This window comes from Marinobacterium rhizophilum, assembly GCF_024397915.1.
Lineage (GTDB): Bacteria > Pseudomonadota > Gammaproteobacteria > Pseudomonadales > Balneatricaceae > Marinobacterium_A > Marinobacterium_A rhizophilum_A.
On record NZ_CP073347.1, the window covers coordinates 2,163,863 to 2,186,222 of the forward strand.

Sequence of the window (22,360 nt, forward strand, 5' to 3'; positions counted from 1 at the left end):
CGCAGCGGCAGTCACTATGGTGGCAACCAGGCGATGCCCGCTCAGCCATCGAGAGCGTCGAGGGCTTTCTGAAAGCGGTTGGCATGGCTGCGCTCCGCCTTGGCCAGGGTTTCGAACCAGTCGGCGACCTCGTCGAAGCCTTCATCACGGGCGGTCTTGGCCATGCCCGGGTACATGTCAGTGTACTCATGGGTCTCACCGGCAATCGCAGACTTGAGGTTCAGCGAGGTGCCACCGATCGGCAGTCCGGTAGCCGGGTCCCCCACCTCTTCGAGGTACTCCAGGTGACCGTGAGCATGCCCGGTTTCACCTTCGGCGGTGGAGCGGAACACCGCGGAAACATCGTTGTAACCTTCAACATCCGCCTTGGCGGCAAAGTACAGATAACGGCGGTTGGCCTGGGATTCGCCGGCAAAGGCGTCCTTCAGGTTTTGCTCGGTTTGGGAACCTTTGAGCGACATGTCACACCTCCTCAAACGCATGAAAAAAGACGGACCGGCAGGACGCATGGCCTTTCGCCGCCACACACCCTGGTTAAAAAGTAGGCGGCGAACTAAAATCTGTACAATAGATAAATACTGATGCAATGATCGAGTTTTTCGATGACTCATCCACCCACACTGAAACAGCTCAAATACCTCTGCGCCGTGGCAGACCAGCTGCACTTTGGCCGCGCCGCCAGGGCCTGCTACGTATCACAGTCCAGCCTGAGTTCCGCCATCGCCGAACTCGAAGCTCACCTGGGTGTGATCCTGCTGGAGCGCAACAACAAGCGCGTGCTGCTGACCGATATCGGTGCCGCCGTGGTGGCCCGCAGCCATCAGATACTCAATGCCGTGGACGACCTGGCCGCGCTGTGCGAGCAGGCGGTGGCACCCCTTAGCGGGCGCATGCGCCTGGGGGTGATTCCCACCATTGCGCCCTTTCTGCTGCCGGGTTTGCTGAACCGGCTGCGCGCCGAGCATCCGCAGTTTCAGCTGTTTATCCGCGAAGGCCTGAGCCAGCACCTGGTGGATGCCCTGCACCAGGGCGAGCTCGACCTGCTATTGCTGGCCATTCCATTTGCAGCCGACGGCGTCCAGACCATGCACCTGTTTAGCGATGACTTTCTACTGGCCTGCCCGTCGAGCCACCCGCTAAGCCACAGCAAAGAGCTGCACACCCGGGATCTGGCCGGCCAGGAGCTGCTGCTGCTGGAAGAAGGCCACTGCCTGCGTGGGCACGCCCTCGCCGCCTGCCACCTCAGCAGTGCGACCCTGTCCGTGCCCTTTCAGGCCACCAGCCTGAACACCCTGGTACAAATGGTGGCAAACGGCATCGGTATCACCCTGCTGCCGCGCATGGCACTGCAAACGCCGATTCTCGCCGGCACCAGCGTGCTCACACGCGAATTTGCCGAACCGGACGTACAGCGCGCTATCGGCCTGATGTGGCGCCGCCAGGCCGCCCGCACCGACGAGTTCCGCCTGCTGGGTGAATTTATTCAGCAACACGCAGTCCCTGCTATCAGGACCGCCGCGCCCTGAGCACCGCCCCTTCTGGAGATTTCATGCGCCCTGCCCTCTGGCTACTGACCCCCCTGCTGCTGCTTGCTCTGCTGTACGCCCTGCTGCCGATGCTCGCCAGCTACAGCATCGAACACTGGCTGCAGGCACGCGGTATCGCGCAGCCTCGCATCGAACTGGATTATCCGCAGTGGAACCAGCTGCAGATTCGCAGCTTCAGCCTGACTCAGCAGCGCAGCGGCCAGCGTATCGACCTGAGTACCGGCCCCATCCTTATCGAGTACGACCCGCTGGACCTGATCGGGCGGCTGCACTTCAACAGCCTGCGCATCACCAGCCTCAAGCTGCAGGTTCAAACCCGGGCTTCAGAGCATTCGGCAATCTCCGCGCTGGACCTGCGCCCGCTGCTGCCCGCCGCCTGGCTGGCACTGGCACCGGCTAGCCGACTGCAGGTCGGTGAGCTGGAATTGCGACTCGCCGCCGCCGGCCAGCCCGAGCGCAGCCTGCAGGGCAACATCAACCTGGAGGATGGCCACCTGCACAGCCGCCTGCAGCTGCGACAGGACGATAGCGCCCTCGGCTGGATTGACCTGCAACTGGACAGCGACAATCGCTTTGAACTGCGCCTGCAACAGGGGGCGCATCCGCTATACCAGGCCCGTGGCGAGCTGCGACCGGGCACCGATCTGCTGGAAATCCGGCTGCAGCACGCCCTCGAGCTGACCGAGGCATGGCACTGGCAACTACAGCTCCCCACCCCCTTGATACCTGGCGAACCGGCCGCACTGCAGGGCCGGGTGGATGCCCAGGGGGTCATTCGCCTGCCGCTGGATCTGGATGTCCACGCCTGGCCACAGGCTTTAAGCATTGAACAAACCCTGAGCGGCCCGCTGCAGCTTGCGCTGAACCGGGAAGAACTGCAGCGGGTGCAGCTGCCGCTTGATGCCCGCCTGCAGCTGCGTGCAGGCGAACTGCACCTGAGCCTGCCGGCGGGCAGCCGGGCCGAACTGCAGGGCCTGACCCTGCCGGGCTTTGCCACCACCCAGGCGAGCGTCGAATTGCGCAGTGCACTGGATTACCGCACCCGCCTGGCCGCTTTCGAGGCAGGCGTACTGCAACTGCCGCCCATTGAGCTGCTGCTCAAGAGTCCGCCGCTGCAACATGCCAGCGGTAGCCTCGCCCTCGATCCGATCAGCCTCGATATCGACGACCTGAACCCTCGACAGGGCAGTGCCACCGGTCGCGTGCGGATGCCGTCACTGCGCTGGCAGAGCCCCGGCCAGACGCTCCCGGACGCCGCGCTGGACACCCGCTTTGAACTGAAGGACGGTGGGCTCAACCAGCGCTTTACGCTGAGCCTGCATGATCCCGCACTCAAGCTCAGTGGCCGCGCCAATACCCGGCTATCCCCCCTGGTCAGCGATATTCACTGGCAGGCCAGCCCGCTGGCGCTGCATCAGGCCGAGCGGTTATGGAATCGCTATTACCCGCCGGCACCGCCGGAACTGGGCATCGACGCGGGTACACTGCACCATAACGGCAGTGCCAATATCAGCACCCAGGGCATTGCGTTGCGCCTGGAACTGCATGCCGAGCAGCTCGCCGGGCGCTGGGGCGCTGTCGAACTTGCAGGACTCGACTGGCGCTCCAGCACGCTGCGGCGCCATGGTGGCCGAGTGCTGCACCAGGGCCAGCTGCGGCTTGATCAACTCGATGCGGGCTTCCCGGTGCACCAGGTCGCACTGGACTACGGCTATGAACAACGGTTGCCACAACCCGCACAGCTGCAGCTCAACAGCCTGAGCGCACAACTGCTGGGCGGCAGCCTGGCGGTTGATTCAGTTACGATAAATCCCCAGTCCCCCACACTGGACACACAGCTGAGACTGCAGGGCCTGCAGCTGCAAAGGGTACTCGAACTGCAGCAGCAAAAAGGCCTCAGCGGCGAAGGACTGCTCTCCGGGATACTGCCCCTGAGCTTCGATGCCAGCGGCTTTCGGGTTCGCGACGGCCGTATCGCCAGCCAGGGTCCGGGGTGGATACGCTTTGCACCCGATGCCCGGGTGGCCGCCCTCGGCCAGGCCCACCAGGGCATGGCCATGGCACTTCAGGCGCTGAAAAACTTTGAGTACGAGGTGCTGTCGGTCGATCTGCAGTACGATGCCGACGGCGCAACCCTGATGAACACACGGCTGCAGGGCAGAAATCCGGACTGGAACAACGGCAGGCCCGTGGATTTCAGCATCAATATCGAGCAAAACCTGCTGACGTTGCTGAAGACGCTGCAATTTACCGACAAATTGACGGAGTCGATCGAGAAGCGTTACCGTTGATCACTGACTCGCGGCAAGCATCTGCGGGCCCTGGAGGACACCATGTACCCATATCGACAATTACTGCCCAGGGCATCGCTGCTCACAGCCGGCCTGCTGGTTGCAGCCTGCACACCGACTGTACAGGTCGCCATGCCCAATGAGCCGATCACCATCAATCTCAACGTCAAGATCGAACACGAGATCCTGGTCAAGGTTGATAAAGAGATCGATTCCCTGCTCCAGGAAAACAGCAACCTTTTCTAAGGACATTGCCATGAGAAACCGACTTGCATCCCTGTTGTCACTGTCCGCACTCGTGCTCAGCCTGCTGGCCGCACCTGCCTGGGCTCTGTCGCTGGACGACGCCAAGAGCCAGGGTCTGGTGGGCGAGCGCAGCAATGGTTACCTGGGTATTGTGGTCAGCAACCCGTCCGGCGACGTCAAGGCACTGGTGGCCGACATCAACAGCAAACGCAAGCAGGCCTACCAGGATAGCGCCAGCAGCGCAGGCGTTGAGCTGCAGATCATTGAGCTGAGAATCGGTCAGCGCCTGCAGCAAAAGACCGGCAGCGGGCAGTACATTCAAACCGAAGGTGGCACCTGGCAGCGCAAGTGAACCGCCCTGCCGTCACACTGGAACCCAAGGACTGCGCGTGATTCCCAAGGCTGACACATCCGGCATGTCATATCGTCTGAGCAACTTTATCGGTTTAAGCATCTGCGCCGGCGCGCTGGGGTTTGCCCTGATCTACCTGCAACAGCAACTGGGGCTGGAGTCCTGTGCGCTATGCACCCTGACCCGCTTTATTTTCCTCTGCCTGGCACTGCTGTTCGCCATTGGCTGGGTACTCAACCCCAGGCCCTGGCTGCAGCGTCTGCTCTCGGGGCTCAACCTGTTGCTACTGCTCGCCGGCCTCGCCACCAGCCTGAAACATACCTGGCTCAACCTGACGGCCAGCCCTGAATGCGTGCCCGAGACACCACCGCAAGTGCTGTCGCCAATGCAATCCATCACCGAGGCACTGCGTGGCGGCGAGGCTTGCGCCAGCGGCACCGAATGGGGGCTGTTCGGGCTGCAGGTGCCACACCTTACATTGCTGCTCTTTATCGTCCTGCTGGTGCTGGTATGGCAGCAGCTGCGTAAAAAAAGCCGCCGCAGCTATTTTAACTGAGCTGACCCCATGCGAATAAACACCCTGTTACTGGCCGCTGCTTTGCCGCTGCTGCCAGTCTCGGTGCAGGCCGACGCCGATGCGCCCTGGACCTACAATTTCTATCTGGAGAACGATCTGTTCACCCAGACTGACCAGAACTACACCAACGGTATCCGGTTTTCCGCAGTGTCCCCGGATATCGACAATTTTTTGTACGACCCCCGCCTGCCCGACTGGGTACTGACGGTCAACGACTGGTTCGAGCCCTTCTACCCGGTACCGGAATCGCGCATCGACTCGGTACGGCGCAATATTGTGCTGACCCTGGGACAGCAGATTTTCACACCCCAGGATATCGACCGCACCACCGTTGACCTCAACGACCGACCCTATGCCGCCTGGCTCTACGGCGGCGTGGGCTACCACGCCAAAACCCGCAACAAGCTGAATTCGGTGGAGCTGAACCTGGGCTTCGTCGGCCCCGTGGCACTGGGCCAGCAAGCCCAGGACCTGGTCCATGAAGTGCGCGGCTTTAAAAAATTCCAGGGCTGGGATAACCAGATCAAGAATGAGCCCGGTCTGCAGCTGGTGTATGAGCACAAGCGGCGCAGCCAGACCGAGAGCCGCCCGTCGGGGCTGGGCGCCGACCTTATCTGGCACGCCGGTGCCAGCCTTGGCAACATCGCCACCTATACCAACCTTGGCGCCGAACTGCGCTTTGGCTGGCACCTGCCCGATGACTTTGGCACCTCGGCGCTGCGCCCCGGCGGCGACAACAGCGCTCCGGGTCGCCGAGACCCGCGCTACTATGGCAGCTGGGGCCTGCACGGCTTTATTTCCGTGGATGGCCGCTGGGTACTGCAGGATATATTTCTGGACGGCAACAGCTGGCGCAACAGCCATTCGGTCAGCAAGGAGCCTCTGGTGGGGGAAGCCGCGATCGGTGTCTCGGCCATTTTCGAGCGCTGGAAGCTGTCATTCGCCCGGGTACACCGCAGCCGCGAGTTCGACGGTCAGGCCAGCGGGCACAGTTACGGATCGCTGTCGGCGTCCTATAACTACTGATACAGGCGCTGTGGCTCCCCCGAACAACGTCCTGCAAAAACAGGGAACAAGACACATGAATATTCTGTTCTACGGCCAGGGACTTGCCAGCGACGACTGGCTCGACGCCATCCGCACGGCCCTGCCCCAGTGTGATGTACGCCTCTGGTCGACCCGGCTGGAGACTGGCTGGCAGGCCGACTACGCACTGCTGTGGCACCCACCGGTTGAGCTCTTTGCCCAACAGAAAAATCTAAAAGCCATATTCAACCTCGGCGCCGGCGTGGACGCTCTGCTGCGCCTGCCTGGTCGGCCCGACGACGTCCCCGTTATCAAGTTGCGCAATGCCGGCATGGACCCCTGGATGTTCGACTATATCCACTACGGGGTGCTTCATTTTGGCCGCAATTTTGACCACTACCGCCGCCAGCAACAGCAGCAGCTCTGGCAGCCGCACCCGAGTCCGGCACCCAACACCCGCTGCATTGGCATACTCGGACTCGGCGCCCTGGGCCAAACCATCGCGCAGCGCTTCAGCCTGCTGGGTTACCGGGTTCAGGGCTGGAGCCGCGGCCCCAAAAGCATTGAGGGTATTGATACCTACTCCGGACTGGAACACCTCGACGGTTTCCTGGGGCGCTGCGATGTGCTGGTCAACCTGCTGCCGGCCACCGCGCAAACCGACAACCTGCTCGATGCCGAGCGCCTGGCCCGGCTGCGCCACGGCGCCGTGCTGATCAACGCCGGGCGTGGCACGACACTGGATCTCGACGCACTGAACGCCGCCCTGGCATCCGGCCAGCTGCGGGGCGCCCTGCTGGATGTGTTTCCTGCCGAGCCGCTGCCGGCCGACCACCCGCTCTGGAGCAGGCCTGATGTTATCATCACGCCCCATATTGCCGCGCCAACGCTGATCGATGAGGCGCTGGAACAGATCACCGCGGATATCGCGTCGCTGGAACAGGGACTGTACGTCCCCCGCGTCGACAGTACACTGGGCTATTGAGGCAGTCTGAGCCCGGGCCTCCGCTAGCGCGCCCTATTGCATCGCAGTGCCGGCCCGGGCACTGCGGGCGACGGCTTTAAAATTCTCCTTCATCTCATACATTCTACTGTCAGCCAGCGCCATCAGCGCATCCAGAGTATCCGCCTCGCTGGCAAACAGCGCCCAACCCATGCTGGCACCCACCACAATGTTCTCTCCCTTGTAGAGCACCGGCACCCGCATCACGGCCGACAGCTTTTGCAGTACGGCATCCACATGCGGTACCGACTCGATGCCTGGCAACAGCAGCACAAACTCATCACCGCCGGTACGGGCAACCGTATCCACGACACGCAAGGCCCGGCGCAGGCGAACGGCAACTTCCTGCAGCACCTGATCGCCCGCATGATGCCCATAGCGATCGTTGACCGGCTTAAAGCCATTGAGGTCGACATAACAGAGGGCAAAACCGCTGTTATTGCGCCGGCTCTGGGCGATCAGCTGACCGGCGCGCTCCAGCAGCATACGCCGATTGGGCAACCCGGTAAGCGCATCGATGGTGGCCTGGTGACGGGCGCGGCAGAACACCTGGATCAACTGCAGCAACAGCACCACGATGGCCAGCAGCAACGCATAGAGCAGCCCCCTGGTGCGCATGCCGGCTTGGCCCTGCAGGCGCGGATCAGGCACGACCCCGATTTCCCACTGACCGTGACGAAAGTTGACGGGCAGCGTCAGCACATCCGCACTTTCGAACACGCCGGCCGGGCCGAAAAACTGCATACCCCGAGCCCCCAGGCCATCGGTTCCGCGCAACGCGATACCCCGGGGGTTATCATTCAGGCCAGCGGCCGCCAGCAGCGAATCCATATCAATGACGATGGACACCAGCCCCCAGTAACGGCTGTCCTTGCCCACATCGACAAAGACCGGGCTGCGCGCAATCAGGCCGCTTCCGCCCTGCACCAGCTGCAGCGGCCCGCTCACCAGCATATCGCCGTGCTCGATCGCCCGCGCAATGGCAGGCCACTGCTGCGAGTCCTGCGTATAATCCAGCCCCAGTGCGGCTTCATTGCCCGCAAGCGGATACACAAAGCGAATACGGTTGTTCGGGGCCAGACCGATGTTGCGGACGTGATCACTGCCACGCAGGATATAGGGCACCACCACGGCAAACTCCGCCGGTGTCGCCTGCGGGCGCGCCACTATATAGGCCGTCAAGCCGCGGGTGAGATAGAGTACCGAATTGATTTCACTTTCGAGCCAGACGCGCAGCTCCGACAGTTCGACCTGGGTTTCCAGCTGCACCGACTCGCGGTCCCGCTGGTTGGCCAACCCCGCCACAAACTCGGTGCCCAGTATGCCGCACAGCGCCACAACCAACACTCCTGCATACGGCCACAGCATCCCGCCAAACGCGTCTCTCGCCCTGCGAATAAACATGCGTACCGACGCCCTCCGTCAGAAAGCTCTGCCCTCCACGACCCGGGGGACAATTCGAACGCCCAGAACACCGAAGACAAGGACGCTTATGCAAGCAGTATACCCAGACCGAATCGGAAAAGTATTCGGAAAATTCAGAAACTAAAGTATACCCAGTATAGCCCGCCTTTCGGCATCGCTCACCGGCTGTACCGAGAGGCGCCCCTGGCGCAGCAATGTCATGCCAGCCAGTTCCGGCATGGCTTTGAGCTGACGCAGGGGTATGACATCACTGAAACGCTGACGCAGCCGTACATCCACACAGAACCAGCGCGGCGACCCCACAACCGCTTTGGCATCGAACAGGGCATGGGAGGGGTCAAACTGGCTGGGGTCCGGGTAGGCGGCACGCACCACCTCTGCCAAACCCGCTATGCCCACCGCCTTGCAGCTGCTGTGGTAAATAAACACCTGATCACCAACCTTCACGTCATCGCGTAAAAAATTGCGCGCCTGGTAGTTGCGGATTTCATCCCACCGCGCCGTCTGGTCCGCCGCCCGGGCCAGATCCTCGATGCCGAACAGGTCCGGTTCGGTCTTGAACAACCAGCATTGCATCACGCTTACCTCCTGCCGTTGGATCAGGCGCCAGTATATCCCAGTGCCTAACCGCCAACCGAGAAGCAGCACTCCCTGGCCCGAAGTATTCAGGTTGCAGCCACCCCAGGCAGCAGGTTCACGACCGGTTCAGATGAAACCGGCAAAATCGGGCAGGCTGCGCATTCAACTGATCAGGGAGAGACCTATGAACACCGCACCGCGAAGCAGCGCTCTGCTGCTCGGAATCTGTATCCTGCTGGGCCTTGCAAGCCTGGGGTACCTGCTTGGCGAGGCCGCACTGCGCGTCAAGGAAACCGAGCGCAGAGTCACGGTAAAAGGCCTGTCGGAGCGGGAGTACCCGGCCGATGTCGTGCTCTGGCCGATCCAGTTCAGCGTCGTGGACAACGATCTGAGCGCGCTCTACCGAAGCCTGCAGCAGCACGCAGAACAGATTCGCGCTTTTCTGCTGTTGCATGGTGTCGAGCCCGATGAAATCAGCCTGTCCCCTCCAGCGGTAATCGACAAGCAGGTGCAGCAGTACGGCGATGGCAACTACAGCCAGCGTTTCAGCGCGACCCAGACGGTCACCGTCTACTCCAGCCGTGTCGACCAGGTGCGCCCGCTGATGCAGGACCTGGCGCAGCTGGGGCAAAACGGTATCGCCCTGACGGGGAGCCAGTACGGTAACAGCACCGAGTATCTGTTTAACCGCCTGAACGAGGTCAAGCCCGGGATGGTGGAGGAAGCCACCCGCGAAGCCCGCGCGGTCGCCGAAAAGTTCGCCGCCGACTCGAACAGCCGCCTCGGCAAGATCCGCTCGGCGCAGCAAGGCCAGTTCTCGATCTCGGACCGCGACCGCAACAGCCCCCACATCAAGAAACTAAGAGTCGTGTCCACGGTCGAGTACTACCTGTCCGACTGAACGCCAACCGCTGTCCCGGCCGGCTCATCCACGATCAGCGCGTCCAGATCCAGCATCTGGATCGCGCTGAGCGCCGCCTCCCAGGCCCCCTCATGACAGAGCCCGCTGATAGCCGCATTTTCATACCCCTGCCTGGCCGCAACTATGGCCGCTTGCTGTACCGCCTTTGCCAGTTCAAGCGCATCTCTGGACTGCATTTTTATTCCCCGAAATATTGTTGCCACCCCACAAGCATAGTGCGCAAGCCCGGGCTTGAGAGTTCTTTGCGCCGGCACGATAAACCCTGCCAGAAGCATCAAAAAAACATTGGTTTTTTGTTGCGAATTGGTCATATTCGGCATTCAAATCAGGCATTTTCACACCACTGTTGACCGCGGCCATTGCGGCCAGCATTCAGACATCATGACCCGGGAACCGATTGAATGAAGAACAGACCTTCTACGTTCAGGATACTTGTCGCCAGCCTGCTGTTCGGGGCTTCGGTGCAGGCCGCGGCGCAACAGGAGCTGCATGTATACAACTGGTCCGACTATATCGCCGAGGACACTATCGAGCGTTTCCAGCAGGAAAGCGGCATCAAGGTGCTTTACGATGTGTACGACTCCAACGAGGTACTGGAGGCCAAGCTGCTGGCCGGCCACAGTGGCTATGACCTGGTCTTTCCCACGGCACGCCCTTTCGCTGACCGTCAGATCAAGGCGGGCATCTTCCAGCCGCTGGACAAGGCCAGGCTTGGCAACCATGCCAACCTGGACCCGGTGATTCTGGAGTCCCTGGCCGATATCGACACCGGCAACGCCCACCTGGCGCCTTACATGTGGGGCACCACCGGTCTTGGCATCAACCTCACCAAGGTGCGTGAAATACTGGGCGCCAATGCCACTCTGGACAGCTGGAGCCTGGTATTTGACCCCAGCGTTACTGCCAAGCTTGCCAGCTGCGGCATCTCGCTGATGGACGACCCCACCGAAGTACTGGTGGCTGCCCGGGCCTATATCGGCCAGGCACCGAATGACTACGGCAGCGCGGCACTGGATGAAGCGGCCACCGTACTGGCCGCGGTGCGGCCGAATATCCGCTACTACCACAGCTCGCAGTACATCAATGACCTGGCCAACGGCGACCTCTGCGTCGCCCATGGTTACAGCGGCGACGTACTGCAGGCCAGGGCCCGCGCCGAGGAGGCAGGCAATGGTGTCGAGATTGCCTACCTGGTACCGCGTGAAGGCGCCGTCGTCTGGACCGATGTCATGGCGATTCCGGCCGATGCGCCCAACGGCGAGGCGGCGCACCGCTTCATCGATTTCCTGCTGCGCCCTGATGTCATCGCCCCGATCAGCAACTACGTGGCCTACGCCAACGCCAATGCCGCGGCAACAGAGCTGGTGGATGATGCCGTACGCCAGGATCCCGGCATCTACCCGCCCCAGGCGACCCGCGAGCGCTTTATCACGCTGAAAACGCCCAGCAACCGGGAAACCAAGGCGATCAACCGCCTCTGGACCCGGATCAAGACCGGACACTAAGCCCTCTACCCATGCCCCCTCGGGGGCATTTCTGATGCAGGAAGCTGATTGCGGCAATGACACTAGCCCCCAAAGTACCCGTCCCGGACGCGCCGGCCGCCCCCACAGTACCGTCGGTGCGACTTGAGGACATCGGCAAGTCTTTTGGCAACACCGCCGCGGTCAACAACATCAGCCTGGATATACAGCAGGGCGAATTCTTTTCGTTGCTGGGTCCCTCTGGCTGTGGCAAAACCACACTGCTGCGCATGCTCGCCGGTTTCGAATCCCCGGACCGCGGGCGCATCCTGATTGATGGCCAGGACATGACCCGCGTGCCGCCCTACGCACGGCCGATCAACATGATGTTCCAGTCCTATGCCCTGTTCCCCCACATGAGCGTGGCGGACAACATTGCCTTTGGCCTCAGGCAAACATCCATGGCCCGTACCGACCGCAATGCGCGGGTGCAGGAAATGATGGAGCTGGTGCAAATCAGCCCGCTGGCGCGGCGCAAACCCCACCAGCTGTCCGGAGGCCAGCGCCAGCGGGTGGCACTGGCCCGCGCGCTGGCGCGCCACCCCAGCATCCTGCTGCTGGATGAACCCCTGGGCGCCCTGGATAAAAAGCTGCGGGAGAAGACCCAGTTCGAGCTGATGAATATCCAGCAACGCCTGGGTACGACCTTTATTGTGGTCACCCACGACCAGGAAGAAGCCATGACCATGTCTTCGCGCATTGCCCTGATGCGCGAGGGGCAGATAGAACAGCTGGATGCACCAAGGCGCCTGTACGAGTTCCCGGCCACCCGCTATGCCGCGTCCTTTATCGGGTCGATCAACCTGTTCGACGCCCGGGTACTGCGCCAGAACGGCGATGAAGTCACTCTGGCCTGCGACGCAGCCGGCGCCGAGCTGCAGGTACGCAGCAGCGAAAAGATGCTGCCTGGCATGGCGCTGACCCTGGCGGTGCGGCCGGAGAAGATACGGCTGCTGCACGCCGGCGACGCAGCTACGGCTGGACAACCCGCAAACCGGCTGCGTGGCCGCATCAAGGAAATCGCCTACCTCGGCGGTGTATCGATTTATCATGCCGAGTTGCCCAGCGGCAAACGGGTGCAGTTCACCCAGCCCAATGTGCAGGCCCTGGCGGAGCAACCGCTGAGCTGGGAACAGGATGTCATGCTTGGCTGGCAGCCCGACAGCTGCTCGGTTCTGACTGAATGAGCCTCTGCAACGTCTCGCGGGCCCGTGCAGGGCGACGCCTGATCATCGGCCTGCCCTCGCTCTGGCTCGCCCTGTTCTTTGCCTTGCCGTTTCTGTTTGTACTCAAGCTCAGCCTGTCCGAGTCGGTGCTGGCGCAGCCCCCCTATCTCGACCTGCTGCGCGAGTTCAAGGACGGCGTGCTGGTGCTGGCGATCAACCTGGGCAACTATCAACTGCTGCTGGAAGACAGCCTGTACCTCAAGGCACTGGTCAGCTCACTGCAGATCGCTGCCTTCTCGACCCTGCTGACGCTGCTGCTGGGTTATCCCATGGCCTATGCCATCGCCCGGGCACCGCGGCACTGGCGTCTGCCGCTGATGATGCTCATTATTCTGCCCTTCTGGACCTCGTTCCTGATCCGGGTATACGCCTGGATCGGCATTCTGAAAAACAATGGCCTGATCAATCAGCTGCTCATGGGGCTGGGCCTCATCGACAGCCCGCTGGAAATACTGCACACGCCGGTGGCCGTGTATATCGGCATCGTTTACAGCTACCTGCCCTTTATGGTGTTGCCGCTCTACGCCACCCTGATCCGGCTGGACCTGACATTGCTGGAGGCGGCGGCGGATCTTGGCTGTCGACCCTGGAAACAGTTCCTGCGCATCACCCTGCCACTGTCGATGCCCGGGGTACTGGCCGGCGCGATGCTGGTGTTTATCCCGGTGATGGGTGAGTTCGTGATTCCCGACCTGCTCGGTGGCCCCGATACCCTGATGCTGGGCAAGCTGATGTGGACCGAGTTCTTCAGCAACAAGGACTGGCCGGTTGCCTCGGCCCTGGCCGCCGTGCTGCTGGTGGTGCTGATCATTCCGTTCATGCTGCTGCGCCATTACGAACAGCGCAACCAGGGAGGCCTGTAATGTTCCGCCGTGCGCCCCTGCCAATTGCTCCCCTGCTAATGACGGTACTGCTGTTCGGCTATGCCCTCCTCTGCGGGCCGATTCTCAGCCTGATGCTGTATTCGTTCAACGAAAACCGGCTGGTAACGGTGCTCCGCAGTGGAGCTCGCTTCAGTGCCAGGTGGTGCTGCACGCAGCGCCCCTGGTTGCCGTTACAACAGACTCAGGGGGCTCAGTGATGTTCCGCCGTGCGCCCCTGCTAATTGCTCCCCTGCTAATGACGGTACTGCTGTTCGGCTATGCCCTCCTCTGCGGGCCGATTCTCAGCCTGATGCTGTATTCGTTCAACGAAAACCGGCTGGTAACGGTGCTCCGCAGTGGAGCTCGCTTCAGTGCCAGGTGGTGCTGCACGCAGCGCCCCGGGTTGCCGTTACAACAGACTCAGGGGGCTCAGTGATGTTCCGTCGTGCGCCCCTGCTAATGACAATACTGCTGTTCGGCTATGCCTTCCTCTACGGGCCGATTCTCAGCCTGATGCTGTATTCGTTCAATGAAAGCCGACTGGTAACGGTCTGGGGAGGCTTTAGCACCAAGTGGTACGGCGAGCTGCTGCACAACGAGCAGATTCTCGGTGCCGCCTGGCTCAGTATCAAGATCGCCGCCATCAATGCCAGTGCCGCCGTGGTGCTGGGCACCCTGGCGGCCCTGGCCCTGGTGCGTTACCGCCGCTTTCGGGGGCGTGCCAGCCTGGAGGTGATGGTCACAGCCCCCATGGTACTGCCCGATGTCATCATCGGGCTGTCGTTGCTGCTGCTGTTCGTTTCCATGGAAACACTCACTGGCTGGCCCGCCGGCCGCGGCCAGAGCACCATTACCCTCGCCCATATCACCTTTTCGATGGCCTATGTCACGGTGGTCGTGCGCAGCCGCCTGGCCCATATGGACATGTCACTGGAAGAAGCGGCGCTGGATCTCGGCGCACGGCCACTGAAGGTGTTTTTCAGCATTACCCTGCCCATTATTGCGCCGGCGCTGGTCGCCGGCTGGCTGCTGGCCTTCACGCTGTCGATGGATGACCTGGTGATCGCCAGCTTCGTTTCCGGCCCGGGCGCCACAACGCTGCCCATGGTGGTTTACTCCAGCGTGCGCCTGGGTGTCAGCCCCCAGATCAACGCTCTGGCGACGCTGATCGTGGTCATTGTCAGTATCGCCGTCGCCATTGCCGGCGTACTGCTCTACCGACAGGAAAAAAGCAGCACCAAAGATACCGGTTAACAGCATACTGGATAATTGGCACCCAGCCCCGATGCAACGAAAAATGGGGTTATACTGCTTGGCGGACCCTTACTCACGGCGCCCACAGGACAGTATTAAGGATGATGAACGCGACCCAGCGCAGGCGTGGCCGGCAACTCGTCAGACGTATCTACCCCTCCCGCGGTGCGGGTTTCGCCCTGGGCGCCATCAGCGTCGCCTCGGTACTGTTCGAGCAGGGAGCGGGCCCGGCCAGCTGGCTGATGATTGCGTTCAGCGGCCTGGTCTGGCCGCACCTGGCGTACTGGCACGCGCACCTGAGCGACAACCCCTACCGCAGTGAAAAAATCAACCAGCACTTTGACGCTGCCCAGTGTGGTTTCTGGACCGTCATGATGGGTTTCAACCTGTTGCCATCCGTCATGGCGTTTTCCATGCTTGGCATGGTGCTGCTGTCGCTCGGCGGCAAACGCCGCTGCCTCAACGGCATGCTGGTCTACAGCTTGAGCGCAGCCGTGACCTGGCTGCCAAGCGATGTACCGACACAGCTGCAGTCGTCCCTGTTCACGCTGCTGGCCAGTATTCCGGCCTTGCTGTTCTACCCATTACTTATCGGCTACAGCGCCTACCGTTTCGCCCTCGCCGCCAACGAACAACGCAAGCAACTCGAGATTGTCAGCCGTACCGATGGCCTCTCCGGGCTGTTCAACCGTCAACACTGGGAGCAGCGCGTTGCCGAGGCCTTTGCCAGCAACCAGAAGGACCAGAGCGCATACAGCCTGCTGATGCTGGATATCGACTATTTCAAGCAGGTCAACGATCGCTTCGGGCATGTTGCCGGGGATGACGTGATACGTCAGGTCGCGCGCCTGCTGGAGGAGTGCTTCCAGCAGAGTGCCTGTATCGGCCGCTACGGTGGCGATGAGTTTGGTATCCTGCTACCCGACTGCAACGCCGCCCAAGCCCTGGAACGCGCCGAGCAGGCACGGCAGCACGTTTTTTCCCGCCTGCACTCGAACAGCCCGGCGACCCTCAGTCTGGGTATCGCCGAGCTGAATGCCGACAAGGAAAGCTATGCCGACTGGATTCTGCATGCGGACCTCGCGCTCTACCAGGCCAAGCGCCAGGGCCGCAACCGTGCGGTCTGCTTCTCCGAACTTGACGACGCATGCCTGGCGGCCGAAGCCTGACAGGCGATCCAGGCGCGCAGTCAGTCGAAAACGTTTTTCACGGCGATAGGAAAACTGAAGGTAACGCGCCCCTGGGCCATATCTCCACGCAGGCGCAACTGGCCACCGTGGCGCTCAATCACGGCACAGGCTTCGGGACTGTGCATCACAGGCTCGCTCCAGGGCTCATCCGTCCCCAGCCGAGTCATGCGCGGTAGCTGCAGATCACCAATATCCTGCACGGTAATCAGCAGCTCGGACTCGATCTGGTGCAACCGCACCAGCAGCCGACGGCTGCAACGCTGTGTCACCAGTGTTACCACGAGAGAACGCAGGGCCGATGCCAGCTGCCCCCTGTCACCGTAGATGGACCCCAATACGCTGGGGGCCTGCAAAAAAAACTCGTCAACGCCCTCAAGGGCCGGGGCGAATGCCTGTTCAATCAGGCCCAGCGGCTCCACCGTCGCGGCTTGCAGGTCTGCCGAAACCACCGGTTCCACCGACTCAACCCCGGCGGCATCTTCCAGCAGGCGCTGCAGTTGTCGCCGCTGCTGCGGCTCCAGCCGCGACTGTATGTCGGTGCGGGCGCAAAATTCGATCAGTTCCGAGTCGGCGGGCATGGCGGCGGGCGCATCCGCCAAAGGCTCTCTGGGCGGGCGTTGAAACAGCAGAAACTCGAGCTTGAGCCAGCGAATTACCTGTGCAGAGTGCAGCTGCTGAGTGGTCGGCTGGCGCAGCAGGATACGATCCCCTTCACGGTGCAACACTTCAACCTGCAAACCCGGCGTCAGGACAAATTGTCGCTGGGCCAGCTCACTCACCAGCAACAGGGTGCCGGCCTGGTTCATAACGGCAACACTGCCGTGAAGCTGATCAAGCAGGCGCTGAAAAAACTGCAATCGCATGGGCCACAAAATCCGGTAAAATCAGAACACCCTAATGTTACCATATTTTCCGAATTTGTCGCTCAAGCGCAACAGGCCTGCGTACAGACCTGCCTTGAAATATTGTCCCGGGGTTCAGGTACCGGGTTGTCGCGCCAGGATCTGTTCGATTCGCTGTTTGATTACATCAAACGGAATAGGCTTGGGAAGGACCTGGCACTCAACGCCAACCGGCATGCGCGCCAGCACCTCGTCGGGTTCCAGCGCTGAAATAACCAGCAGCTCCATCCGCTCGAGCAAACCGCTGTGCTTGAGCGCAGCAATGATGCTGAAACCATCGATATTCGGCAAGTTCAGGTCGAGGACGAGCAGTTGCGGCTCCACCTGCCCGACACTCAGCAAGCCGGTATAGCCGTTGTCCGACAGATGCAGATCCAGCGGCAGCTGCCAGCTTTTCAGTGTCAGCTCGTAAAGCCGCAACAGTACCTTTTCGTCATCAATGACCAGCACGCGTACTGGCGCCCTGGAGGGTACCGTAGCGTCGCCGATCGCACCTGAAAGAGCCGGGCCCTTGCCGTCCTGTAGCTCACGCACCAGTTTCTCCACCTGCAGGAGGCTGAAGCGACGATGCCCTCCGGCGGTCTTCCAGCTTTCAATAATTTCGGCATCCGCCCAGAGCTGCACGGTACGGGCAGACACGCCCAGCATTTCTGCCGCCTTGCGGCTGGTACAAATATCATCCGGTCTGAATTTCATGGGCATTCGTTGCTATATAGTCCTTGTCGACGGCATTCTACACTTTTTGAAACCCTGTGGTCAGGCTCGAAAAATCTATGCTTAATTAAATAAAACAGTGAGGTTTGGGCGACTCCTGCCACCGACCTGGGTAACGTCCATGAATCAGCCCCTACCCTGGCCCGCCTGCTGCCAGGCCTGACTGAACGACAAAAAACGCCCCAGCAGCGGGCTCTGATACTTGCCCTCGTGGTACACCAGACTCAGCTGCCGGGTGAAGACCTGATCGAGCCGGACCTCGCGCAACAGCCCGCTGCTACACAGGCTGCGGGTCGCCAGGCGTGACATAAAGCCCAGCCCGAAGCCCGCCACCACACTGTTGTTTACCCCCTCATTGGCATTCATTTCCAGTGCCAGGGTCCAGCTTTCAAGGTGCGGCAGCAGCAGCCGCTCAAACTGCTCCCGCGTGCCCGATGCCGCCTCACGCAGCACCCAGCGCTGAGCATCCAGATCCCGCAGGCTATGAGTGCGCCCATCCGCCAGGGGGTTGTCCGGCGCCGCCACCACATGCATTTCGTCCTCGCCCCAGGGGCACACGACAAGAGGCTCCGTGTCGACAGAACCTTCAATAAACACCAGGTCCAGCTCAAAACGTTGTAACTGTTCCAGCAACCTGGCGGTACTGCCGATGATGACGACTGGTCGCTGACAATCCCCCTCGGCCATGAATTGCGCCAGCAGCCCCGGCAACAGGTTATTGCCAATCGTGTTGCTGGCACCGATACGAAGCTGGCCTGCATACACCCCATCGGGACTGAAGAGTCCGCCGATAACGCCAATGCGCGCTATCAACTCATCGGCCAGCGGCACCAGCTGCTCTCCTGCGGCGTTCAACCTGAGGCGGTTGCTCACCCGATCAAACAGCACCCTGCCCAAATGGCGCTCAAGCTCCTGCAGTGCCATGGACACGGCGGCGCGCGTCAGAAACAATTCTTGTGCTGCAGCCGCCAGCCCGCCGTGACGGGCAACGCTGACAAACACACGCAACTGCTTGATGGTAACCGCTTGAGTGTTCAATTTCTCTTAATAATCCGTAAAAAATCTTTAGATATCATTTAAAGTAGTAAATTATTAGCATGTTAAAACTCGTTCGCCCAAACTCCCGAGGCCAGATAGATGTTTCACGCGTTCAGACTCGCCATCCGCCAGGTACCAACGCCGCTTGCCGGCCTTGCGCTGGGCATAGCGGCACTGGGCGCCTGCTGGGAGCTGTACAGCCCACACCAGGGACAAATGGCACTAGCGAGCGCCGCGCTGGCGGGCGGCCTTCTTTTGGCGGTTCTGTGCAAGTTTGTCTTCAATCCACTGCTGTTATGGCGAGACCTGGCCCACCCGGTTGTTGGCGGCGTGGTACCAACTTTCAGCATGGCGGCGATGGTCATCAGCGATGCACTGCATCCCATAACGCCATCCCTTGCCGGGGGCATCTGGCTGCTGGCCGTGGCGTTGCACCTGACGTTTCTGCTGCTGTTTGCGCTGCACCGCATCCGCAAGTTCGAGCTGCACCATATGGCGCCCAGCTGGTTTGTACCGCCTGTCGGTATCGTCAGCGCGGCCCTGACCTGCCCGCCAGAGGCAATCGAACTGGCGCGCAACCTGATGTGGTTTGGCCTGATCAGCTATTGCCTGCTGCTACCCTTGATGCTCTACCGGCTGATTTTCGCCAAGCGCCTGCCGAGGGCAGCGCGGCCGATTCTCGCCATTCTTGCCGCTCCCGCCAACCTTTGTCTGGCAGGGTACATCAGCATTATCGACGAGCCCTCCATCTTGCTGATTGCGGTCCTGGGCACTATCGCCCAGCTGATGACACTGATCATCTACATGGCATTCTTTCAGCTGTTACGACTGCCGTTCAGCTCATCCCACGCGGCCTTCGCCTTCCCTGTGGCTGTCAGCGCACTGGCCATGCTGTTACTTACTGATACCCTGCAGGCGCTTGGCGCCCCGGGCGATGTGATAGGTCAGGTTGGCTGGCTGGCAAGCGCGCAACTTGGCCTTGCCAGCCTGATGGTACTGTATGTGTCCGGGCGCCTGTTACTGCACTGGATCCGCAGCTTCAGCGCCAGCGCGGCCGAAGTTGCAGGTACCGACTGATCACAGCCGGCCCGCTCGGATGGGGGACAGGCAGACGGTTTAGCCTTGCACGTCGCCGCTCGGGTCATGATGGACCTTCATCAGGGTATGATTTTTACCCTCGACAAGATCATCACCGAACCAGGACAGGCTCTCATGCATGCTAACCACCTCACCGACAATGATCAGGGCCGGCGCCGGTAGCTGCGCCTGGCGCTGCAGCTCGGCGATCGTATCCAGGGTTCCCGTCAGCACCTTCTGATCAGCCGCCGTGCCTCTGGAAACGATGGCAACCGGCGTGCTACCCGGCTTGCCATGGGCCACCAGCTTGCCACTGAGTTCTGGCAGGGTATGCAGCCCCATGTAGAACACGATGGTCTGGTTGGGATGTACCAGCTCCGCGAAATTCAGATCCGTGGTGCGGTTTTTCAGCTGACCGGTAACAAACTTCACCGACTGCGCATGCTCGCGGTGCGTCAGGGGTATGCCGGCGTAGGTGGCACAGGCACTGGCGGCGGTCACCCCCGGCACCACCTGGAACGGAATCCCGTGAGGCTTGAGTGACTGCAGCTCCTCGGCACCGCGGCCAAAGATAAAGGGATCGCCGCCCTTCAGACGGCAAACACGCTTGCCCTGCAGCGCGTACTGCACCAGCAGTTCATTGATGCCATCCTGGGGGACCGCATGGTTATCACGCTGTTTGCCCACATAGACCATGTCCGCATCCCGTCGGCACAGCTCCAGCACCGCCTCCGACACCAGCGCATCATAGAGCACCACATCGGCCTGCTGCATCAGGCGCAGCGCCTTGAAGGTCAGCAGTTCCGGATCGCCCGGACCCGCCCCCACCAGGTACACCTCGCCCACCTGATGCTCCGGGTCGCCTTCATCCAGCTTGGATTGCAGCAGTTTTTCAGCCGCCGCCATACGACCGGCAAAGGCCTGCTCGGCCACCTGCCCCTGCAGTGCCGACTCCCAGAACTTGCGCCGCTGATTCACGCCACTGAAACGCGCCTTGACCTGGTCGCGAAAGCGACCCGCCAGGGCACCCAGCTGGCTGTAGCCATTGGGAATCAGGGTCTCGAGCCGGGCCCGCAGCATGCGCGCCAGCACCGGTGATGCACCGCCGGAAGAAATGCCGATCACGATGGGGGAGCGATCCACAATGGCCGGAAAAACAAAGGTGCACAGCGCCGGGGAGTCCACCACGTTAACCGGCAGCTGGCGCTGCACGGCATCATAATGAATTCGTTCGTGCAGGGCCTCATCATCGGTTGCCGCCACCACCAGCACACAGCCGTCCAGCAGAGCCGCGTGATATTCGCCAATGATCTGCTGACCACCCTGGACATCAAGCATCTCGGTCAGCTGCGCACAGACGTCCCGCGCCACCACGGTCAGACGCGCCCCGGCCCGCAACAGCAGTTTGGCCTTGCGCATGGCTATCTGGCCGCCGCCCACCAGCAATACCGGCTGATCCTTAAGGCGGAAAAAAAGAGGGAGGTACTCCAAAATCCGAACTCCTGCTGCCTGTCTATCTAGATATTTGTAGTGTATCGCAATTCGCCGCGCACCCTGGGTACTCGTTGGCAAGCTACCACTAACACTGCAAGAACACTGCCAACACCAAAACCCACAAAGCCTGCACTGCCCCGCCAGCACGCGCACCATAATGGCGCCGGCGCTCCCTTTTCGAGCAGCGCTGCGCACCATTAAGAGGCGCAACCCCGGCCCGCGATACGGAAAACAAAAACGCCGCTGCGGATACCCCGCAGCGGCGTTCAGGATGGCGACCGCGCGCTACTTGAACTTCAGCGGTGTCGCCGGGTGCAGGCCGCACTCGCGGTTGTCCGGATTTTCCCACCACCAGCGGCCCGAACGCACATCCTCGCCCATGGAGATGGCGCGGGTACAGGGCGCACAGCCGATGCTGGGATAGTGCTGATCGTGCAACGCGTTATAGGGCACATCCAGAGCTCGGATATAGGCCCAGACGTCCTTCTCGCTCCAGTCCGCCAGCGGATTGAGCTTCTGCAGGCCATTGCCCTCGTCCCATTCACTGAAGGCGATTTCATCCCGGGTCACGGACTGCTCGCGGCGCAGACCGGTGATCCAGGCTTTCTGGCCGGCCAAGGCACGCTTGAGCGGTTTGAGCTTGCGCACGAAACAGCAACCCTTGCGCAGCTCCTGGGACTCATAGAAAGCATTGATGCCATGATCCGCCACAAAGGCTTCCACATCGGCAGCCTCCGGGTAGTACACCTTGAAGCTCAGCTGGTCGTAGCGCGCCCTGGCGTCCGCCAGCAGCTTCAGGGTTTCCTCCGGCAGGCGCCCGGTATCGAGTACAAAAACAGTAATGCCCGTCGCGTGCCTGCTGATCAGGTCGGTCAGCACCATGTCTTCAGCACCCAGGCTGTTGGCAAAGACGATGGCGCCTTTGTAGTCCTCAGCGGACTGCTTCAGAAGGGTTGCAACCTGCTCGACCCGGGCATTCAGCTCGGCGCTCAACTGCTCACTCATGCGATGTATCCTCTATAAAAAACGGCTGTCGCGCCGTACCGCCAAAGACCGGACGGATACAGCAACAGCCGTTCTGGTAACAAGACCGCTATCCCGATGCGGGCAG

General features: G+C 61.3%; 23 protein-coding genes. 14 read left to right on the forward strand and 9 right to left on the reverse strand.

The features are described 5' to 3' along the window. Positions 1-41 precede the first annotated feature (41 nt). Positions 42-461, reverse strand: a complete 420-nt coding sequence (locus KDW95_RS09715) for a rubrerythrin family protein (RefSeq protein ID WP_255856070.1) — start codon at positions 459-461, stop codon at positions 42-44. 141 nt (positions 462-602) lie between these two features. Here KDW95_RS09715 and KDW95_RS09720 point away from each other — a divergent pair, with 141 nt between their 5' ends. From KDW95_RS09720 to KDW95_RS09750, 7 genes are all read left to right on the forward strand, one after another. Beyond that, positions 603-1,526, forward strand: coding sequence for a hydrogen peroxide-inducible genes activator (locus KDW95_RS09720; protein ID WP_255856071.1), 924 nt, complete (start codon positions 603-605; stop codon positions 1,524-1,526). 23 nt (positions 1,527-1,549) lie between these two features. Then, on the forward strand, positions 1,550-3,838 hold the full coding sequence (locus tag KDW95_RS09725; protein ID WP_255856072.1) for an intermembrane phospholipid transport protein YdbH family protein: 2,289 nt from the start codon (positions 1,550-1,552) through the stop codon (positions 3,836-3,838). Between the two features lie 42 nt (positions 3,839-3,880). Next, positions 3,881-4,084: a YnbE family lipoprotein gene (locus KDW95_RS09730; protein WP_255856073.1), complete on the forward strand. Its 204-nt coding sequence runs from the start codon at positions 3,881-3,883 to the stop codon at positions 4,082-4,084. 10 nt (positions 4,085-4,094) lie between these two features. Further along, complete coding sequence (locus KDW95_RS09735; protein ID WP_255856074.1) at positions 4,095-4,436, forward strand: YdbL family protein; 342 nt, start codon at positions 4,095-4,097, stop codon at positions 4,434-4,436. Between the two features lie 64 nt (positions 4,437-4,500). Then, on the forward strand, positions 4,501-4,992 hold the full coding sequence (locus tag KDW95_RS09740) for a disulfide bond formation protein B (RefSeq protein ID WP_255856075.1): 492 nt from the start codon (positions 4,501-4,503) through the stop codon (positions 4,990-4,992). A 9-nt stretch (positions 4,993-5,001) separates the two neighbouring features. Next, positions 5,002-6,039 carry a lipid A deacylase LpxR family protein gene (locus tag KDW95_RS09745; RefSeq protein ID WP_255856076.1) on the forward strand — a complete coding sequence of 346 codons (1,038 nt, stop codon included), beginning with the start codon at positions 5,002-5,004 and terminating at the stop codon, positions 6,037-6,039. A gap of 55 nt (positions 6,040-6,094) precedes the next feature. After that, entirely contained in the window at positions 6,095-7,024 is a 930-nt protein-coding gene (locus tag KDW95_RS09750; protein ID WP_255856077.1) for a 2-hydroxyacid dehydrogenase, read from the forward strand. Positions 7,025-7,057: 33 nt separating this feature from the next. On the opposite strand, the gene KDW95_RS09755 is transcribed toward KDW95_RS09750, so the two are convergent. Then, positions 7,058-8,380, reverse strand: a complete 1,323-nt coding sequence (locus KDW95_RS09755; RefSeq protein ID WP_255856078.1) for a diguanylate cyclase domain-containing protein — start codon at positions 8,378-8,380, stop codon at positions 7,058-7,060. 207 nt (positions 8,381-8,587) lie between these two features. Next, positions 8,588-9,043, reverse strand: a complete 456-nt coding sequence (locus KDW95_RS09760; protein WP_255856079.1) for an EVE domain-containing protein — start codon at positions 9,041-9,043, stop codon at positions 8,588-8,590. Between the two features lie 187 nt (positions 9,044-9,230). On the opposite strand from KDW95_RS09760, the gene KDW95_RS09765 reads away from it, so the two are divergent. After that, positions 9,231-9,947, forward strand: coding sequence for an SIMPL domain-containing protein (locus KDW95_RS09765; protein WP_255856080.1), 717 nt, complete (start codon positions 9,231-9,233; stop codon positions 9,945-9,947). Here the strand turns inward: KDW95_RS09765 and KDW95_RS09770 are convergent. After that, entirely contained in the window at positions 9,932-10,144 is a 213-nt protein-coding gene (locus tag KDW95_RS09770; protein WP_255856081.1) for a hypothetical protein, read from the reverse strand. The genes KDW95_RS09765 and KDW95_RS09770 overlap by 16 nt on opposite strands. 225 nt (positions 10,145-10,369) lie before the next feature. On the opposite strand from KDW95_RS09770, the gene KDW95_RS09775 reads away from it, so the two are divergent. From KDW95_RS09775 to KDW95_RS09795, 5 genes are all read left to right on the forward strand, one after another. Then, the gene (locus KDW95_RS09775; RefSeq protein ID WP_255856082.1) at positions 10,370-11,473 is read left to right on the forward strand and encodes a polyamine ABC transporter substrate-binding protein; all 1,104 of its coding nucleotides are present in this window, start codon (positions 10,370-10,372) and stop codon (positions 11,471-11,473) included. Between the two features lie 56 nt (positions 11,474-11,529). Continuing rightward, positions 11,530-12,678 carry an ABC transporter ATP-binding protein gene (locus tag KDW95_RS09780; protein ID WP_255856083.1) on the forward strand — a complete coding sequence of 383 codons (1,149 nt, stop codon included), beginning with the start codon at positions 11,530-11,532 and terminating at the stop codon, positions 12,676-12,678. Next, the gene (locus KDW95_RS09785; protein WP_255856084.1) at positions 12,675-13,580 is read left to right on the forward strand and encodes an ABC transporter permease subunit; all 906 of its coding nucleotides are present in this window, start codon (positions 12,675-12,677) and stop codon (positions 13,578-13,580) included. The genes KDW95_RS09780 and KDW95_RS09785 overlap by 4 nt, the downstream gene beginning before the upstream one ends. A gap of 435 nt (positions 13,581-14,015) precedes the next feature. Beyond that, positions 14,016-14,834: an ABC transporter permease subunit gene (locus KDW95_RS09790; RefSeq protein WP_255856085.1), complete on the forward strand. Its 819-nt coding sequence runs from the start codon at positions 14,016-14,018 to the stop codon at positions 14,832-14,834. A gap of 101 nt (positions 14,835-14,935) precedes the next feature. Next, entirely contained in the window at positions 14,936-16,003 is a 1,068-nt protein-coding gene (locus KDW95_RS09795; protein WP_255856086.1) for a diguanylate cyclase, read from the forward strand. A gap of 20 nt (positions 16,004-16,023) precedes the next feature. Here KDW95_RS09795 and KDW95_RS09800 read toward each other — a convergent pair whose 3' ends face one another. The 3 genes from KDW95_RS09800 to KDW95_RS09810 form a co-directional block, all read right to left on the reverse strand. Continuing rightward, the gene (locus KDW95_RS09800) at positions 16,024-16,887 is read right to left on the reverse strand and encodes a hypothetical protein (protein ID WP_255856087.1); all 864 of its coding nucleotides are present in this window, start codon (positions 16,885-16,887) and stop codon (positions 16,024-16,026) included. Positions 16,888-17,001: 114 nt separating this feature from the next. Further along, positions 17,002-17,622 carry a response regulator gene (locus KDW95_RS09805; protein ID WP_255856088.1) on the reverse strand — a complete coding sequence of 207 codons (621 nt, stop codon included), beginning with the start codon at positions 17,620-17,622 and terminating at the stop codon, positions 17,002-17,004. Between the two features lie 144 nt (positions 17,623-17,766). Continuing rightward, complete coding sequence (locus KDW95_RS09810) at positions 17,767-18,678, reverse strand: LysR family transcriptional regulator (protein WP_255856089.1); 912 nt, start codon at positions 18,676-18,678, stop codon at positions 17,767-17,769. A 99-nt stretch (positions 18,679-18,777) separates the two neighbouring features. Here KDW95_RS09810 and KDW95_RS09815 point away from each other — a divergent pair, with 99 nt between their 5' ends. Further along, positions 18,778-19,755, forward strand: a complete 978-nt coding sequence (locus KDW95_RS09815; protein WP_255856090.1) for a TDT family transporter — start codon at positions 18,778-18,780, stop codon at positions 19,753-19,755. Positions 19,756-19,794: 39 nt separating this feature from the next. On the opposite strand, the gene cysG is transcribed toward KDW95_RS09815, so the two are convergent. Both cysG and KDW95_RS09825 read right to left on the reverse strand, forming a co-directional pair. Further along, positions 19,795-21,246, reverse strand: a complete 1,452-nt coding sequence (gene cysG, locus KDW95_RS09820) for a siroheme synthase CysG (protein WP_255856091.1) — start codon at positions 21,244-21,246, stop codon at positions 19,795-19,797. 288 nt (positions 21,247-21,534) lie between these two features. Continuing rightward, the gene (locus tag KDW95_RS09825; RefSeq protein ID WP_255856092.1) at positions 21,535-22,254 is read right to left on the reverse strand and encodes a phosphoadenylyl-sulfate reductase; all 720 of its coding nucleotides are present in this window, start codon (positions 22,252-22,254) and stop codon (positions 21,535-21,537) included. Between the last annotated feature and the right edge of the window lie 106 nt (positions 22,255-22,360).